This window comes from Streptomyces sp. URMC 127 (assembly GCF_051386535.1).
GTDB lineage: Bacteria > Actinomycetota > Actinomycetes > Streptomycetales > Streptomycetaceae > Streptomyces.
Map to the genome: position 1 here is coordinate 17778 of NZ_JBPQTW010000057.1, position 16094 is coordinate 33871.

Here is a 16094-nt window from a genome sequence, read left to right on the forward strand (position 1 = left end):
GGACGACGCGTCCATCTATCCCATGTTCTGACCCGGGGGCGCCGCGTGACGCAGCTGGTTCTCGGCCTGTCGGCCTTCTACCACGACAGCGCGGCCGCGCTGGTCGCCGACGGCGTCCCGGTCGCGGCCGCCCAGGAGGAGCGGTTCAGCCGCCGGCGGCACGACCCGTCGTTCCCCGGCGGGGCGGTCGGCTACTGCCTGCGGGAGGCGGGCGCGGAGCTCGGTGACGTCTGCGCGGTTGCCTACTACGAGGACCCCGCGCTGAAGTTCCGGCGGGTGCTCGCGACGTACGCGGCGGCCGCGCCGCACGGCCTCGCGTCCTTCCTCGACGGGCTGCCGGCCTGGCTCGGCTGGAAGCGGACCGCCACGCGGGCCGTGCGCGAGCACCTGGCCGGGCCGCAGGGGCGGGCCGTGCCGGAGGTCGTGGCGCGGCGCCACCACGAGTCCCACGCCGCGTCGGCGTTCTTCGCGAGCCCCTACCCGTCGGCCGCCGTGCTGTGCGTCGACGGCGTCGGCGAGTGGGCGACGACCACGCTCTGGCAGGGCGTGGGAACCCGGCTGCGGTACCTCGCCGAGCTGCGGTTCCCGCACTCGCTGGGGCTGCTGTACTCGGCGTTCACCTACTTCTGCGGCTTCAAGGTCGACTCGGGCGAGTACAAGCTGATGGGGCTCGCCCCGTACGGGACGCCGCGCTTCGCTCCGCTGATCCGGGAGCGGCTGATCGACGTCAAACCGGACGGCTCGTTCCGGCTCGACCTGCGCTGGTTCGAGTTCCTGCGGGGCCGGGTGATGACCGGCGCGGGCTTCGAGCAGCTCTTCGGCGGGCCGCGGCGGCAGCCGGAAGGCCCGCTGACCGAGCGGGAGTTCGACCTGGCGGCGTCGGTGCAGCAGGTGACCGAGGAGGTGATGGTCCGGCTGGCGCGCACCGCGCGGCGGCTGACCGGCGAGCCGCGGCTGTGCCTCGCCGGCGGCGTCGCCCTCAACTGCGTCGCCAACGGCAGGGTCCTGGAGGACGCGGGCCCGGCCGAGCTGTGGGTGCAGCCGGCGGCCGGGGACGCCGGCGGCGCCCTCGGGGCGGCGCTCGCCGAGGCCTACGAGCGGGGGGCGCCGCGGGCCCACCCCGCCGCCGGGCACGACGCGATGGCGGGCGCGCTGCTGGGCCCCGCGTACTCCGACGACGAGATCGGCGCGTACCTGGACGCGCGCGGCATCCCGTACGAGCGGCTGGGCGCCGAGGGCGTGACGCGGCGGGTGGCGGACGCGCTGGCGGGCGGGGCGATCGTGGGCTGGTTCCAGGGCCGCATGGAGTTCGGGCCGCGCGCGCTCGGGTCGCGGTCCATCCTCGCCGACCCGCGCGACCCCGGCATGCAGTCGGCGCTCAACCTGCGGACGAAGTTCCGCGAGTCGTTCCGGCCGTTCGCGCCCGCGGTGCTCGCCGAGGACGCGAAGGACTGGTTCGACCTGCGGCAGGAGAGCCCGTACATGCTGATCGTGGGCAAGGTCGCCGAAGCGCAGCGGCTGGCCGCCCGCGTCCCGGACGGGGTGAGCGGGCTCGGCCTGCTGCACGTGCCCCGGTCGACGGTCCCGGCGGTGACCCACGTCGACGGCTCGGCGCGGGTGCAGACCGTGGACGGGCGCCACCCGCGGCTTCGGTTGCTGCTCCTCGCGTTCAAGGAGCGCACCGGGTGCCCGGTGCTGGTGAACACGTCGTTCAACGTCCGCGGCGAGCCGATCGTGAACACGCCGGCCGAGGCGTACGCCTGCTTCATGCGGACCAACATCGATCTGCTGGCGCTGGGCGGCTTCCTGCTGCGCAAGCAGGGGCAGCCGCCGTGGCAGGAGGAGCGGGACTGGCGTGCCGGGATCCCGATGGACTGATTGCCGGGGAAGGAGGTGTGACGCCGTGCGGACGGTCCTGCTGACGGCCGTGTACTACCTGGCCGTCACCCCGTGGGGGTGGTGCCGGCGCAGGTTGCGCGATCCGCTGGCGCGGCGGCGGCTGCCGCGGGCGGAGACGTACTGGCACTTCGCGCCCGGCGCCGGGCCCGGGAGCGGGCCCGGGAGCGGGCCCGGGGGGCGTTGAGGGCGCGGTTGCGGGCGGGGCGGGGGTGGCCGATGGTGGACATCAATCATGAGGCACGTCACCGGCCCGGACGGTCAGCCCCAGGCGCCGCGCCTGCCGCCGCTCGCGCGGGGGCTCGTCGTGGCGGCGTACGTCCTGCTGGGCACGGCCGTGGCGCTGGACCTCTCGCAGGACCCGCGGTGGACGGTGTCCCCCGTCCTGGCCACCGCGCCGGTGCTCGCCAGCATCGGCACGCGGCGGCCGCGGGTCCCGCTGCTCGTCGGCCTGGGGGCGCTCGTCCTCGTCGCCCCGCTGGCCCTCGCCGACGACGAGGTGCCCCTGCTCGTCCACCTGACGTCCGCGTTCACCGTGCTGGCCATCACGTCGGTGAGCACCGCGAACGTGGTGCTCGTCGCCACGCGCGAGCGGGAGCTGCTGGCGTCGCGGTCCGTGGCGGAGGCCGCGCAGCACACGCTGCTGCGGCCGCCGCCCGAACGGCTGAACGGGCTGCGGGTCGCCGTGCGCTACCTGTCCGCGGCGGCCGAGGCGCGGGTGGGCGGCGACCTGTACGAGGCGCTGGTCACGCCCTTCGGGACGCGGCTGCTGATGGGCGACGTACGGGGCAAGGGGCTCGCCGCGATCGACACGGCGGCGGCCGTGCTGGGCACGTTCCGGGAGGCCGCGCAGGTCGAGCCCTCCCTCGCGACGGTCGCGCGGCGCCTCGACGCGGCGATGGGGCGGCGGCGGCCGGGCGAGGAGTTCGTGACCGCGGCCCTCGTGGAGGTGACCGGGCCCGGCCGGGCCGAACTGGTCAACTGCGGCCACCTGCCGCCGCTGCGGTGCCGGCCGGGGCGGGGCGGCGGGCTGCACGTCGACGAAGTCCCCACCCACGAGCCCCAGCCGCCGCTGGCACTGCTCGGCATGGCGGGCGGCGACTGCCGGGGATGGCCCTTCTCCTTCGAACGGGGCGACCTCCTGCTGCTGTACACCGACGGGGTGACGGAGGCGCGGGACGCGGCGGGCCGCTTCTACCCCCTGGCGGAACGCCTCGCCACGATGCCGGACGCGCCCCCGTCCGCCCTCCTCGACCACATCGTCACCGACCTCCTCACCCACGCGGGCGGCGAACTCTCGGACGACGCGGCGCTGCTCGCGGTGCGGCGGGAACGTTGACGTACGGCGTGACGGGGGTCCGGCACCGCCGGACAGGCCGCCGGTGGCTGATCACCGCGGCGGCGGGAGAGATGCGCCCGCCCGGCCCGCGCAGGCCAAGGACGCCCGCATCCTTGAAACCGCCGCCGCGGCGATCAGCCACCATGGCCCGATCCCGGCCTCGGGGATCAATCGAACCGTGGTTGGCGCTGAGATTAATCAAGGTCCGGCTGTAGCCAGAGGGCGTTGACACGGTTGCCGTACTCGCGGAGGGCCTTGCGCTGCGCCGGGACCGCAGGGGTGCCCTGGGTGCGTCGAGGGTCTGGCATCGGGCGAGAAGTTGGCGGTGGACCGCGGGCGAGGGCTGCGATGGACCGGCCTTCCAGGTACGCGGTGCGCACGGCGCCGGTCTTGTCGGCCGGCACTGCGGGGCGGCGTCCGCCCTTGCTGCCCTTGGCCTCGGCGGCGCGCAGTCCGTCGTAGGTCAGCTCGCAAACTGGAGGTCGCGCTGGAGTTCGCCGGCGGCGAGGGTCAGCACCATGAACTTCACGGTGGACAGCAGCTCGCCGGTGCGCGGGTGGCGGGCGGTGAGGTCCATCGCGGAGAACGCGCGGTCGTGAATGCGCAGGGCGAGGCGGTCGCGGTGGAGGACGTCGACCACGTCGAGGATGTGGCCGGTGCCGCGTACGAGGCGGAACATCTCGGAGATGTGCACGGTGTCGTCCGGCCGCGCGTAGTCGAGGAGCGCGCGGAACTTCGGGCGCTGGAGCGGGTGGAGGCGGCTGGAGGTGCCGGGGTCCTCCTCGAAGACGACCGGGTCCTCGATGCCGGCCTCGTCCAGGACGAGGTTCTGCCGGGCGGTGGACTGCTGGTCGGTCGAGACCCGCTTGTAGACCAGGTTCGCCACTGAAGGGTCCCTTCCGTGCGGAGGGTCGGACCCTATCTGTCGTCAAACCCTGCCAGCAATCACCATCGGATCTGATTGGATTCGCGCCGCCGCGAACCCCCGGATTACACGGGTCTATTGGACGCCTCGGTCTCCTGTCGTCAAACGATCGATTGACAACAGGCGCTGGGGGCTCATGCGGCGGACTCCTTGGTTGTCGGCGTCGCGGTGCGGGCCGCTGGTTCGTTACGGCGGCTCGCGGGTGTGGGGATGGCTATGTTGCGCATGAGGAGGAGTGCCGCGAGGGCGAGCAGTCCGGCGATGGTTCCGCTCCAGGCGATGGTGGACCCGATCGCAGCGGTGGGTGTGGCGTGATAGCTCATCAGGGACTGGCCGCAAGCCAGGCCGAACGCGCCGCCGATCTGCTTGGTGAGCGCGGAGCCCGCGGTGGCGGTGCCCATGTCGGCGTGTGGGACGCAGTTCTGGGTCGCGATGGTGATGCCGCCCATGGCGGGTCCGGTGCCAAGTCCGGCGATCAGCAGCCATACGCACGTCCATGCTGGCGGTGTCGCGGCGTCGAGAGTGAAGAAGGCGGCGGTGCCGAGGGTGAGCAGTCCTGCGCCGCCCAGGAGTGCGGGCTTTGCGTGTCCGCTGCACAGGACGGCGGTGGCGGTGAGCCGGTTGCCCAGCGTCATGCCGATGAGCAGGGGGAGGAGCAGGAGGCCGGAGACGGTGGCCGAGTGGCCGCGGACGTACTGGAAGTACAGGGGAAGGAAGACCCCGACGGGCAGTGCGGCGGCCTGGAAGAAGAACCCGGCGGCCAGGAGGGCGCTGTAGGTGTGGTGTTGGAACAGTCTCATGGGCAGGACGGGCACGGCTGCGCGCCGCTCGACGGGAACAAGCAGGGCGAGGAGAGCCAGGCCGCCGATCAGGCAGCCCGCGACGGTGGGGTCGGTCCAGGACGGGGAGTGCCCGGCGGTGGTGTTGCCTTTGAGGCTGAGGCCGGTCAGCGCCAGGGAGAGACCGGCGGCGAGCAGCGCGATCCCTGCGGTGTCGAGGCGGCCGGATGGTGCTGTGGCGGGACGGTGGTCGGGCAGGAACCGGGCAAGGACGGCCGAGGCAGCGAGGCCGATGGGGAGGTTGAGCCAGAATGCCCAGCGCCAGCCGGCATGGTCGGCCAGCAGGCCGCCGATGATCGGACCGCCCACCATGCCGAGCACCATCATCGTGGCCAGGACCGTCTGCATCCGGATCAGGCCCTGCGTCCGGGAGGGCGGGTAGAGGTCGCGGATCAGGGCCATGCCGAGAGTGAGCAGGGCTCCGGCGCCCAGACCCTGCAGGGCGCGAGAGGCGATCAGCACGGCCGTGGAGTCGGCCAGGCCGCAGGCGAGTGAGCCGGCCAGGAAGACGGTGAGTCCGCCGAGCAGTAACCGGCGGCGGCCGTACAGGTCGGAGAAGCGGCCGTAGAGCGGGACGCTGACCGAGGAGGTGAGCAGGTAGGCGGTGACGAGCCAGACGTACCAGGAGCCGTCTCTGCCGATCTGCTCGACGATGCGTGGCAGGGCGGTGCCGACCACGGTGCCGTCCAGCATGGCCAGGAAGGCGCAGCCGAGCAGGGCGAAGGTGATTGCCGTGCGGCGGCGGGGAGTGAGTGCGTCGTACGCGTCAGGTGTGGTCATCGTGCCTCCCCGGGCGTGGTGAGGGCGCCGTTCAGGAAGAGGTCCACCAGTTCTTCGGTGGTCAGCGGCTCCGGGGCGCCGGGGCGGCCTGCGGACATGAGCATGAGCTGGAAGGCGTCCGCGAGGCGTTCCGGTGCCAGCCGCAGGGCGTCCTGATCGGGTTCGAACAGGGCGGCCAGGGCCGCGCGCGGCGCAGCAAGGCCCGCCTCGCGATCCGGGGAGCGGCCGTCCTTGCCGGATGGAGCGGGGCGTTCCAGCCGCCCGGCCGCCGCGAGGGCTCCGGCGACAGCGCCCAGGCGTGTCATGTAGCCGTGCATCACCTCGGCCGCCTCGGTGAGCCGTGCCGTCAGCGGCTGGTCCAGTGCGATCGATTCCAGGTGGGAGACGGTGTCATCGGGACGTACCGCCTCGGCCATGCAGGCCGCGAGCAGGGCGTCCTTGTCGGCGAAGGCCCGGAAGATCGTGCCCTCTCCGATGCCCGCGGCACGGGCGATCTTCGCGGTGGACACGGAGGAGCCGTACTCGACGACGAGGGGGAGGGCCGCAGCGACGATCATCGCGCGGCGCTGGTCGGGTTCCATGGGCGCCGCACGGCGCCGGGAGGTGGTGGGAGAGGTCTCTGTCATGCCCCCGACCCTACGGAGTGAGTACTCACTCCGTCAATTGTGTTCACGGGCAACGGAACGTGGATCAGTCGTCGACGCCGTCGTCGTCCTCGTTGAGACCGCCGGCCCCCGGGTCGCGCAGCGGGCGCAGGCCGCCGTCGACCGGGGTGGAGGCGCGGAAGCTGTAGCGGCCGAGCACGTTGAGGTTGGCGTGCTGGAGCGGGGAGACGCGGGCGACGTCCTCGTCCAGGACGTCGTGCTCGCACTCCTCGGCGGGCAGGGCCCGCAACTGCTCGACGGAGGCGTCCAGATATCTGGTCGTCCACAGCACGGCGGCATTGAGGACCAGGCCGAGCGCGCCGGGCTGGTCCTCCTGGCCCGTCTTGTACGCCTGCATGATCTGCCCGCGCTTGCCATGGCAGATGTCCCGGGCGAGCTTGTGGCGGGACTCCTGCACGGTGAGCTGCCGGTTCATCTGCCGGCGGTAGGTGTCATCAACCGGGTCGACCACCCGTAGCAGGTGCATGGTATTGGCGATCTGCCCGTACTCGGCGAACGCGGTGCCCAGCGGGGTGGGACGTCCCTCGCGGCCGAACATCCGCAGCAGGTCGTCCGGCCGTTGGGCTGGACCTCGAAGCTGAGCTTCGCGTCCTGCCCGGCCTCCTCCAGGCGCTCCGCCATCAGCTGCCAGGCCGTGTCCAGGGCCCGCCCCGCCCGGCCAGGTGTTTCCCGACCGGCTCGTCCAGGCTGAGGCCGTGCAGCATCCTCGGACACGGCCTCCCACTGCTTGCCGTCCAGCAGCCGCGCCCGCGGGTCCGCCCACCGGTTCGACGGCGAGGCGAACACGTCGCGCCGGTTCAGCGCGCGGAACAACTGCTCCAGCACGCACACCACGTACGCGTCACGGTCCACCGCCCCCTCGGGCAACTCCGGATTGGAGTACACCGCCTTCTTCCACGCCGCCGGCACCACCTTTGCATCGATCTCACGCGGCAGCAGCGGCTTGACCTTCACCTTCCGCCTCGCCAGCGCCGGGAGCCGCTTCACCGCCTCCAGAATTCGCTTGCCGCCGGAGGCCGCTCCCAGCGCGGGCGACTCCCCGAGCAGGGACAGGAAGGGGCGGACCGTGTTGTAGCGGGTGGCCAGCAGGCGCCGCATCTCCGCCTCGGCCTCCTCGTCCGCGGGCCCGATCAGTTCCCCCAGCAGCGCCGAGGCTGCCACCACCTCCTCGCGCGAGCCGATCTCCGTCTCCAGTGCCCGCCACATCGCGCCCGCGTCCAGGTCGGTGCCGCTCTCGGTGATCAGATCCAGCTGCTCGCTCCACAGCCGGAACACCGCATCGAGCATCCGCGATGCCTTCGCCATGCGCGGCCGGACCGCGAGCCAGTCCCGGTCCGTCGCACGACGGGCGGCGCTGATCAGCGCGCTTCGGTTCCGGCGTGCGCTCCAGGATCGGCGCCTTCGACCCCAGGCCGACCCGCGTCGGCGTCGCCAACCGGTTCGGCGGCACCTTGTCCAGCTTCACCCGGCCCAGAACGACGCGTCCGCCCGCCGGGCGGCGCCCGCCACCGTCGCGCACAGCCGCTTCTCCGCCACCTGGCGCACCGATGCGACCTGCTTGGCCAGCACGCTCACGCCCGGCAGCAGCACCCGGTGGCGGCGCAGCCACCCCACGGCACCGGCCCCTCGGCGCCCGTCCACGCCCGCCCGTGCAGGAACGCGCGGAACTTCCGTCCCCACTCGGCGTCCTCGAACGGGTGGTAGCCGTAGGCGTCCCGGATCTCCCATGCGTGCTCGTAGGCCGTCTTCGCCCGCTCGGTGTACCGCTTCACCACCGACGCGTCCTCGATCTGCAACTGCGCGGCCAGGTGCTCGATGACCGACCAGGGCACGTCCAGTGAATCGTCCACCAGGAACCTGCCGACGTACCGGACGGTGCACATCTGCACCGCGAACCCCAGCTGGTGCGCCGTCGTGCGGCGCAACGCGATCAGGTCCCGGTCCACGTCGTCCAGGAAGAAGAACCGCTCCAGCTCCGGCCGCGTCGGCTCCTCGACGAACCGTCCGTACGCCGCCGCTTGCTCATCAGTCAGAAATTCCACCGGCACCCGGCGGACGGTAGCCACCTGTCATCCAAACCCACCGGGCTTCCAGGGAAACCTGACGCCGCATCCCTGAGCTGTGCCAGACGGCCGTGATCAATCTCAGCGCCAACCACGGTTCGATTCATCCCCAGGGCCGAATCCGGCGGTGCCGGGCCCGCCCCAGGCCCGGACGGCACCGCCGGACAGGCCGCCGGTGGCTGATCATCGCGGCGGCGGGAGATATGCGCCGGCCCGGCCCGCGCAGGCCAAGGACGCCCGCATCCTTGAACCCGCCGCCACGGCGATCAGCCACCACGGCCCAATCCGGCGGTGCCGGGCCCACCCCGGGCCGGACGGCACCGCCGGACACCTCATCCGTGGCTGATCACCGCCGCGGCGGAAGACGATGTGCCTACCCGGCACGGGTCAGGGCGCCCGTACGCCCGGGCCGACCGTCGGAGGTATCTGCATCTTGGCGGTTCCGCCTGGGATGCATAGCGTCATTGGCATGCAGACGATCACCTTAGGCGGAGTGGACATCACCCGCGTCGTGGAATGGCACGCGCCGGTCTCCCCCACTCCCGCGATCTTTCCCTCCAGCACCCCGCGGATGTGGAAGGAGAACGAGTCGTGGCTCGCGCCGGACTTCTGGCGGCCGGCCACCGACCAGCTGGTGTGCAACGTCCAGACGTGGGTGCTGCGCAGCGAGGGCCGTACCGTGCTCGTGGACACGGGGCTGGGCAACGACAAGGACCGGCCGCACATGCCGGACTGGTCGCACTTGAGGACCGGCTACCTGGAGCGGCTGGCCGCCGCCGGGGTTCGTCCGGAGGACGTGGACGTCGTCGTCAACACCCACCTGCACTCGGACCACATCGGGTGGAACACCCGGCTGCGGGACGGCGACTGGGTGCCGACGTTCCCGAACGCCACGTACCTGGTCGCGAAGGCGGACTTCGACTACTGGGACCCGGCCGGTCCGCACACGCCGCGCGGTGTCCTGGGGGACCTGTCCCTGGCCGAGGGCGTCGGCACGGTGTTCGAGGACAGTGTCCTCCCTGTGCGCCGGGCGGGGCAGATGGTGCTGTGGGAGGGCGAGACGTACCGCATCGACGCGGGCCTGGTCCTGGAGGCCGCGCCGGGGCACACGCCGGGCTCGGCCGTCGTGCGGCTGGAGTCGGGCACGGACCGCGCCCTGTTCATCGGCGACCTGGTGCACAGCCCGCTGCAGATAGCCGAGCCGGACTGCGACACGTGCCTGAGCGAGGACCAGGCGCAGGCGACGCGCTCGCGGCGGCGGATCCTGGAGGAGGCCGCCGACACCGGGGCCCTGGTCTTCCCGGCGCACTTCCCGGGCCACGGCGCCGCCGAAGTGCGCCGGGACGGTAGCAAGTTCGCTCTGGCCCGCTGGGCGGCGTTCGACCGTACGGAGGACGGGGACCCCGGCCCGTCCTGATCCGGGTACGCCGACGGGCCGGCCCGAAGGGGCCGGCCCGTGGTGTGCGAGGGCGTGCCTAGCGGATCGCGAACGGCAGTTCCTGGTGGAAGAAGGACAGGTCGCCGTTGCCGACGGTCACTCCGGCGTCCGCCCGCGACACGTCGCGGGGGGCCGTGGCGGCGACGGCGATCCGCAGCCGGTAGGAGGCGGTCGCGCCGGGCGCGAGCGGTCCCTTGGCGGTGGGCAGCAGCGCGGCGCTCATGCCGGGGTCGCAGCCGCCGGCGACGAGCGGGACGCGCTCCCAGCCGTGGCCGGGCCGGTACTGCTGCAGGACGAGGTCCTTGGGGGCCAGGGCGTGGCTCTTGCCGGCGCCGTAGGCGAAGTAGGTGGCGTACAGGGCGGGGTAGGGCCGGTCGGTGGTGTTCTTCACCGTGAGGGTGAAGGGCGCGCTGGGCGCGCCGCCGCGGTTCAGCCGTTCGCCGCCGGTCCGGCCGCTGACCGAGACGTCGGGCCGGGTGGCCGTGGCGGTGCGGGCGGGGGCGCGGTAGGTGCGGCCCTTGCCGTCGTCGACGGAGGCGGTGACGGTGAGGGTGCCCGGCCGGTCGAGGTCCTGAATCCGCAGGGCCACGCTGTGCGGGTGGGCCGCGCTCGCGGAGGCCGTGACGGGGAAGGTGAAGACGCCGTGGGTGCCGGAGCCGGTGGAGCGGGTCTTGAGGTCCGTCCACTTGTGGGTCTTCGGCACGTAGCGCTGGACGGTGAGGGAGTCGGTCGAGAAGCCGCGGCTGCGGACGTCGAGCCGGACGGTGCCCTTGGTGACGGGCGTGCGGAGCGTGATGCCGGAGGGCGACCACATGCCGATGGGCAGCTGGGAGGGCAGGCTGTAGGAGATCTTCTCCGCGGCGGTGCCGGTCGCGGCGGCCGGCGGCTCGGCCGTGGCCGCGCGGGCCGCGGCGGCCGCGGCGGCGGACGGCTGTTTCGTCTCCTGGCCGCTGCCGCAGTCCACGGCGGGCCGCGTGCCGTCGCCGGCCGGTACGGCCGCCGCCGTTCCGGCCGTCCCCGCGACGAGGATCAGGCCGGCCGCGACGGCGGCCACCGATCCCATGACGCCCCGCACCGCCGGCAACCGCCGCTGCGCGACTCTTCGTGACATGTACCGCCCCCTGCTTCCGGGTCCGTACGCACGCTCGTGCGTCTCCGACGTACGAGATTGTCTTCCGTAGCTGATGGTTCCCTGTGTCACCGGAAATACCGCGGAATCTCGTAGGTGTGCCGCGCACGCGTTCCGGTGGGAGCCCCGGGAGGCCGGAAGACCGGGACGGCGGCGTGCCCCGGCGCGGCAGGGCGCCGGGGCACGCGGTGCTCAGACGGCCGCGGCCTGCGTCTGAAGCCGCGTCAGGGAGGCGGCCAGCCGGTCCACCTCCTCGGCCGTGTTGTACAGGGCCAGGGAGGCGCGGGTCGCGGCGTCGAGCCCGTAGTGGCGCAGCGAGGGCTGGGCGCAGTGGTGGCCGGCGCGGACGGCGATGCCCTCCTGGTCGAGCCACCGGGCCACCGTCACCGGGTCGTGGCCCGCGAGGGTGAAGGTCAGGACCGCGATCTTTCCGGGGGCGTCGCCGAGGACGGTGAGGCCGGGGACCGCGGCGAGGGCCTGCCGGGCGTGGCCGAGCAGGGCGGTCTCGTACGCGGCGACCGCCTCGCGGCCGAACGAGGTCAGCCAGTCGATGGCGGCTCTGAGCCCAGCGACGCCGGAGATGTGCCCGGTGCCGGCTTCGAAGCGGTGCGGCACGGGCGCGAAGGTGACGCGGTCGAACTCCACCTGGTCGATCATGTTGCCGCCGCCCTGCCACGGCGGCATGCCGGCGAGGATCTCCGGTTTGGCGTACAGGGCCCCGATGCCGGTGGGGCCGTACAGCTTGTGCCCGGAGAAGACGTAGAAGTCGCTGTCGAGGTCCTGGACGTCCACGGGGAAGTGGGCGACGGCCTGGGCGCCGTCCACGAGCACCTTGGCGCCGTAGCGGTGGGCGAGTGCCGTCATCTCCTTCACCGGCGGCACGGTGCCCAGCACGTTGGAGGCGTGGCTGACGGCGACGAGCTGCGTGCGGAAGGAGAGCAAATCGGCGTAGGCGTCCTGGTCGATGCTGCCGTCGGGCAGGAGGGGGATCGGGACGACCCGGGCCCGCCGTTCCCTGGCGATCAGCTGCCAGGGGACGATGTTGGAGTGGTGTTCCAGGGTGGAGACGAGGATCTCGTCGCCGGGGCCGAGGTTGGCGCGTCCCCAGCTCTGCGCGACGAGGTTGACGGCCTCGGTGGTGCCGCGGGTGAAGACGACGCCGTCGGGTGACGGGGCGCCGAGGAACCGGGCGACCGCGGCCCGTCCGCCCTCGTACATCTCGGTGGCTTCGCGGGCCATGGTGTGCGCGCCGCGGTGGATGTTGGAGTTGGCGGTGGCGTAGTAGGCGGCCAGGGTCTCGATGACCTGGCGGGGCTTCTGGGTGGTGGCGCCGTTGTCGAGCCAGACGAGGGGGCGGCCGTTCACGGGCCGCTGGAGGACGGGGACGTCCCGCCGGGCGGCTTCGGGGGTGAACTCCCCGCTGCGGGTGGCGGCGCTGCCGGCGCTCGGCTGCTGCGGCGGGGCCGGGACCTCGGGCGCCGGCGCTCCGGGCACCGCCGCTGCGGACGGCTGTGTGCCCGTCAGCCCCGCCATGCCCGGGGCGTACGCGCCCCACGGCATGTCAGGAGTAGTCATGGTACTTGGACACCTCGACGTTCTGGAGCACGGCGAGGGCGTCCTCGACCAGCACCGCGGCGTTGAAGTACGCCGTCATCAGGTACTGGGTGATGCCCTTCTGGTCCATGCCCATGTTGCGCATGGACAGGCCCGGCTCGACCTCGTCGGGCACCTTGGCGGGCCGCAGGCCCACGACGCCCTGCTCGGCCTCGCCGACGCGCATCAGCAGGATCTCGGTGGTGGCGGCGCCGTTCGGGCCGGTCAGGCGCACCTTGTCGGAGGGCAGCAGCGGGACGCCGCGCCAGGTCAGCAGGGGGCTGCCGTAGCGGTTCTCGATGACCGGGGGCACGCCGCGGCGGGTGCACTCGCGGCCGAAGGCGGCGATGGCGCGCGGGTGGGCGAGGAAGTAGGAGGGCTGCTTCCAGACCTTGCTGAGCAGCTCGTCCAGGTCGTCGGGGGTCGGGGCGCCGGTCCGGGTCTGGACGCGCTGGCCGGGGGCGACGTTGTTGAACAGGCCGAACTCGGGGTGGTGGAGGATCGAGCGCTCCTGGCGCTCGCGCAGCGCCTGGACGGTCAGGCCGGCCTGGGCGCGGGTCTGGTCGATGGGCTCGTTGTAGAGGTCGGCGACGCGGGAGTGGACGCGCAGGACGGTCTGGGCGAGCGTCATGTGGTACTCGCGCGGGGTGTCCTCGTAGTCGACGTAGGTGCCCGGCAGGTCCGGCTCGCCGGTGTGGCCGGCGCTGAGGTCGACGGGCACCTCGGCGCCGGGGGCGGGCCGTTCACCGGAGGTGAAGGCCGCGAGGGCGGTGCGCAGTGCCTCGTCGCGGCCGGCCAGCCGGGTCAGGTGGTCGCGGTCCGCGCACAGGGCGGTGCCGGGGGTCAGCGCCTTGACGCGGATGGCCGAGGGCGTGCCGCAGGCCCAGGCGTCGAGGTCGAAGAACTGGCCGTCGGCGACGATGTCGAGGAGGGCGTCCTCGCCGTAGCGGCCGGTCGTCCGCTTCTCGGCGCGGCCCTGGACGAGGATCCAAAGCTTGTCCGCGGCCTCGCCCTCCTGCAGGAGCGTCTGGCCGGCGTCGAAGGTGACTTCGGTGAAGGAGCCCGCGAGTTCGCGCAGGAGTTCCTCGTCGGCCTCGCGCAGGAAGGGGATCTCGCGGAGGTCCTCGGGGACGACGTGGTGGGCGTCGTCGCTCTTGAAGGTGGTGATCCGGTCGTCACCGAGCACGAAGGTCCGCCGGCGGTTGACGCGGTAGACGCCGGACTCGACGTCCACCCACGGCAGGGCCCGCAGCAGGTAGCGGGGCGTGATGCCGCGCATCTGCGGGGTGGTCTTGGTGGTGGTCGCGAGCTGCCGTGCCGCGTCCGGGCTGAGACTCAGCCGGTCGTTCATGAGGACCTCCTCGTGTGGGTAACGAGGGTGATCGTCTTGTCGGCAACATTGCGTTCACAAGACTGCAGCAATACGTCATGGCCTTAAACAACCTGGTGTTGACGTGGCGTCAGTTTCGTACAGAAGTGAACAGAGTCTGATCACAAGGGTGCTGAGCAGTGCGATCTTCGCGCCGTCCATGGAGGGCTGTTGACGGTCGGCGGCATACGGAGTCGGTCTCGGTCGCGCACAATCGACCAGATCCGATCGTCAGGGCTTCGCCGCGCCACCGGCTCACCCGGCCCGGTGGCGGCCCCTCCCCCGGATACGACGGCTTCCCCCGATACGACGGCTTCCCCCGATGCGGCGGCTGCCCAGCGAGACCGCGAGCAGGGCCAGCCACGCCCCGACGAGCAGCAGGTGCGCCCGCTGCGGGACGCCGTGCCAGCCAGGCCGCCCGATCAGCGCGCCGACCGTGCACACGGACGTGCCGAGCGCGGCCCCCAGGACCCACGGCCCCCAGCGGCGGATCAGCGGCCAGCGGGTGCCGCGCGCCGCGGCGGCCACCATGAGGGCCATGGAGGCGAACAGCGCGGCATGCGCCAGGGCGCTGGTGGCCGTGTGCCACGGGTTGACCGCCTCGCAGGCGGGGTTGACCGACGGTGCGCATCGCATCGGGACGACGACGTCCGCGACGGACGACGCGGCGAAGGCGACGAGCGCCCACTGCCCGGCGACGGCCCAGCGCCCGGCCTCGGGCGCGAGCCCGCTTTCCGGGCGCCCGGTGAGGGGGGCTGCGCCCGCGGCGACGAGCAGGGCGGTGACGATCTCGACGGTGCCGAAGAGCGCGTGGAAGGGCTGGTCGGCGGCGTAGAGCTCGCTGACGTAGGAGTGCCGGGGGTCCAGGCCCGTGGGCAGCAGGAACTCCAGCAGCCAGGCGTTGTACGCCACCGCCGCGACGGCCAGGAGCCACGCGGTCCGGCGGGCTCCGCCCGGGATCCCGCGGTCCCGGGGGGCGGTCGCGGTCGCCCGGCCGGGGGCCGCTCGCCCCGGCGGGGGCCCGGTGGGCGCGTCCCGCATCGGGGCCGTCTCAGGGCCGCCGGGGGGCGGCCCCGGTCATGCCGCCCCTCCAGGTCGGGCGAGCCCCCGGTTCTGCGGCCCGTACGCGGGCCCGGGCTCGGTCGCCGGCTTCTGCGGTTTCTGAGGCTTCTGCGGGGACGGCGGTGCCGTGGAGGGCGGCGGCGGGGCGGACGAGGAGGGCTTCGACGGCTCACCGCTGCCCGGCTCCTGCGAACTCTGCGAGGCCGGTCCGGACGGCATGGCGCCGCTGGGCGGCGGGACGGGGCGGTCGCTGCCGCCGTCGGTGCCGACCGGCCGCTCGAACCACCGGCCGGTCACGGGGTCGTACACCACGATGACGTAGATGACGGTGGTGGCCTCCGTGACGGCGACCACGTTCGACGACTTGTACCCGCCCCAGGCCTGTCCCTTGGTCTTCGGGGTGCCCTGGGCCGCGACGGGCGGGCCGAGGGGGTTGCCGCAGGCGCAGCGCACGCGCGGCATGCCCCGGTTGTCGACCAGGACGGCCGTGCCGGCCTGCAGGACGGACTGGTAGGCGGTGGCCGCGCCGTCCTTGTAGCCGTGGTTGGTGACCCGCGTGTCGGAGCGCAGCTGCAGGGGCGTCAGGCCCCGCAGGTAGCGTGCGATCTCGCCCTGCTGGATGCCCGCCGCGCCCGCGAAGGCGCGCGCCTTGGCCTGATCGTCGTTCAGGTAGCGGATCTGGCGCTCGACGTCGCAGCTCGCCGCGTTCTGGGTGCCGCCGTAGAGGCCCGGGGTCGAGCCCTGGTAGGTACGGGTGCCGCCCTCGGCGGGGGAGGCGGGGGCGGCGGTCGTCTCCTTGGTTCCGGTGTCCTTGGCCGTGGACGGCGTGAAGGGGTCGTTGCCGTGGGCCGACGCGGCCTGCAGGAAGACCTCCCCGCCGCCTTCCGGGCGGAGGAAGTAGACCAGGAGCGCCGCCGCGGCGACCAGGACGCCCGCGAGGAGGGCCACCCGGGGGGCCGAGCGCCACCAGGGGCGGGCGGGCTCTCCCGCGGGAGG

Annotated in this window: 13 protein-coding genes and 1 pseudogene; 4 read left to right on the forward strand and 10 right to left on the reverse strand. The window is 73.2% G+C overall.

The features are described from left to right. The first annotated feature begins 45 nt into the window (after positions 1–45). Genes ACSNOH_RS15010 through ACSNOH_RS15020 form a run of 3 tightly spaced genes read left to right on the forward strand, consistent with a single transcriptional unit; the run spans position 46 to position 3235 of the window. Positions 46–1878 carry a carbamoyltransferase family protein gene (locus ACSNOH_RS15010; RefSeq protein WP_436721817.1) on the forward strand — a complete coding sequence of 611 codons (1833 nt, stop codon included), beginning with the start codon at positions 46–48 and terminating at the stop codon, positions 1876–1878. A gap of 25 nt (positions 1879–1903) precedes the next feature. Beyond that, the gene (locus ACSNOH_RS15015) at positions 1904–2083 is read left to right on the forward strand and encodes a hypothetical protein (RefSeq protein ID WP_436721818.1); all 180 of its coding nucleotides are present in this window, start codon (positions 1904–1906) and stop codon (positions 2081–2083) included. A gap of 48 nt (positions 2084–2131) precedes the next feature. Next, entirely contained in the window at positions 2132–3235 is a 1104-nt protein-coding gene (locus ACSNOH_RS15020) for a PP2C family protein-serine/threonine phosphatase (protein ID WP_436721819.1), read from the forward strand. 463 nt (positions 3236–3698) lie between these two features. On the opposite strand, the gene ACSNOH_RS15025 is transcribed toward ACSNOH_RS15020, so the two are convergent. The 5 genes and pseudogenes from ACSNOH_RS15025 to ACSNOH_RS15045 form a co-directional block, all read right to left on the reverse strand. Further along, positions 3699–4121: a recombinase family protein gene (locus ACSNOH_RS15025; RefSeq protein WP_436721820.1), complete on the reverse strand. Its 423-nt coding sequence runs from the start codon at positions 4119–4121 to the stop codon at positions 3699–3701. 173 nt (positions 4122–4294) lie between these two features. Continuing rightward, entirely contained in the window at positions 4295–5779 is a 1485-nt protein-coding gene (locus ACSNOH_RS15030; RefSeq protein ID WP_436721821.1) for an MFS transporter, read from the reverse strand. Further along, positions 5776–6405, reverse strand: coding sequence for a TetR/AcrR family transcriptional regulator (locus ACSNOH_RS15035; protein ID WP_436721822.1), 630 nt, complete (start codon positions 6403–6405; stop codon positions 5776–5778). Before ACSNOH_RS15035 ends, ACSNOH_RS15030 begins: the two co-directional genes overlap by 4 nt. A gap of 64 nt (positions 6406–6469) precedes the next feature. Next, positions 6470–7003, reverse strand: a pseudogene (locus ACSNOH_RS15040) (Tn3 family transposase); the annotation flags it as partial. Between the two features lie 1012 nt (positions 7004–8015). Beyond that, positions 8016–8492, reverse strand: a complete 477-nt coding sequence (locus ACSNOH_RS15045) for a DUF4158 domain-containing protein (RefSeq protein WP_436721823.1) — start codon at positions 8490–8492, stop codon at positions 8016–8018. Positions 8493–8976: 484 nt separating this feature from the next. Here ACSNOH_RS15045 and ACSNOH_RS15050 point away from each other — a divergent pair, with 484 nt between their 5' ends. Then, on the forward strand, positions 8977–9924 hold the full coding sequence (locus ACSNOH_RS15050) for an MBL fold metallo-hydrolase (protein ID WP_436721824.1): 948 nt from the start codon (positions 8977–8979) through the stop codon (positions 9922–9924). A gap of 58 nt (positions 9925–9982) precedes the next feature. On the opposite strand, the gene ACSNOH_RS15055 is transcribed toward ACSNOH_RS15050, so the two are convergent. The 5 genes from ACSNOH_RS15055 to ACSNOH_RS15075 form a co-directional block, all read right to left on the reverse strand. Further along, the gene (locus tag ACSNOH_RS15055; protein WP_436721825.1) at positions 9983–11056 is read right to left on the reverse strand and encodes a hypothetical protein; all 1074 of its coding nucleotides are present in this window, start codon (positions 11054–11056) and stop codon (positions 9983–9985) included. Between the two features lie 210 nt (positions 11057–11266). Next, positions 11267–12649 (reverse strand): SufS family cysteine desulfurase, encoded by a 1383-nt coding sequence (locus tag ACSNOH_RS15060; protein ID WP_436721826.1) that lies wholly within the window; start codon positions 12647–12649, stop codon positions 11267–11269. Then, complete coding sequence (locus ACSNOH_RS15065; protein ID WP_436721827.1) at positions 12636–14018, reverse strand: family 2B encapsulin nanocompartment shell protein; 1383 nt, start codon at positions 14016–14018, stop codon at positions 12636–12638. Before ACSNOH_RS15065 ends, ACSNOH_RS15060 begins: the two co-directional genes overlap by 14 nt. A 273-nt stretch (positions 14019–14291) precedes the next feature. Further along, complete coding sequence (locus ACSNOH_RS15070; RefSeq protein WP_436721828.1) at positions 14292–15077, reverse strand: DUF998 domain-containing protein; 786 nt, start codon at positions 15075–15077, stop codon at positions 14292–14294. A 36-nt stretch (positions 15078–15113) separates the two neighbouring features. Further along, positions 15114–16094 (reverse strand): DUF6777 domain-containing protein (locus ACSNOH_RS15075; protein ID WP_436721829.1); only part of this gene is annotated, 981 nt, incomplete at its 5' end.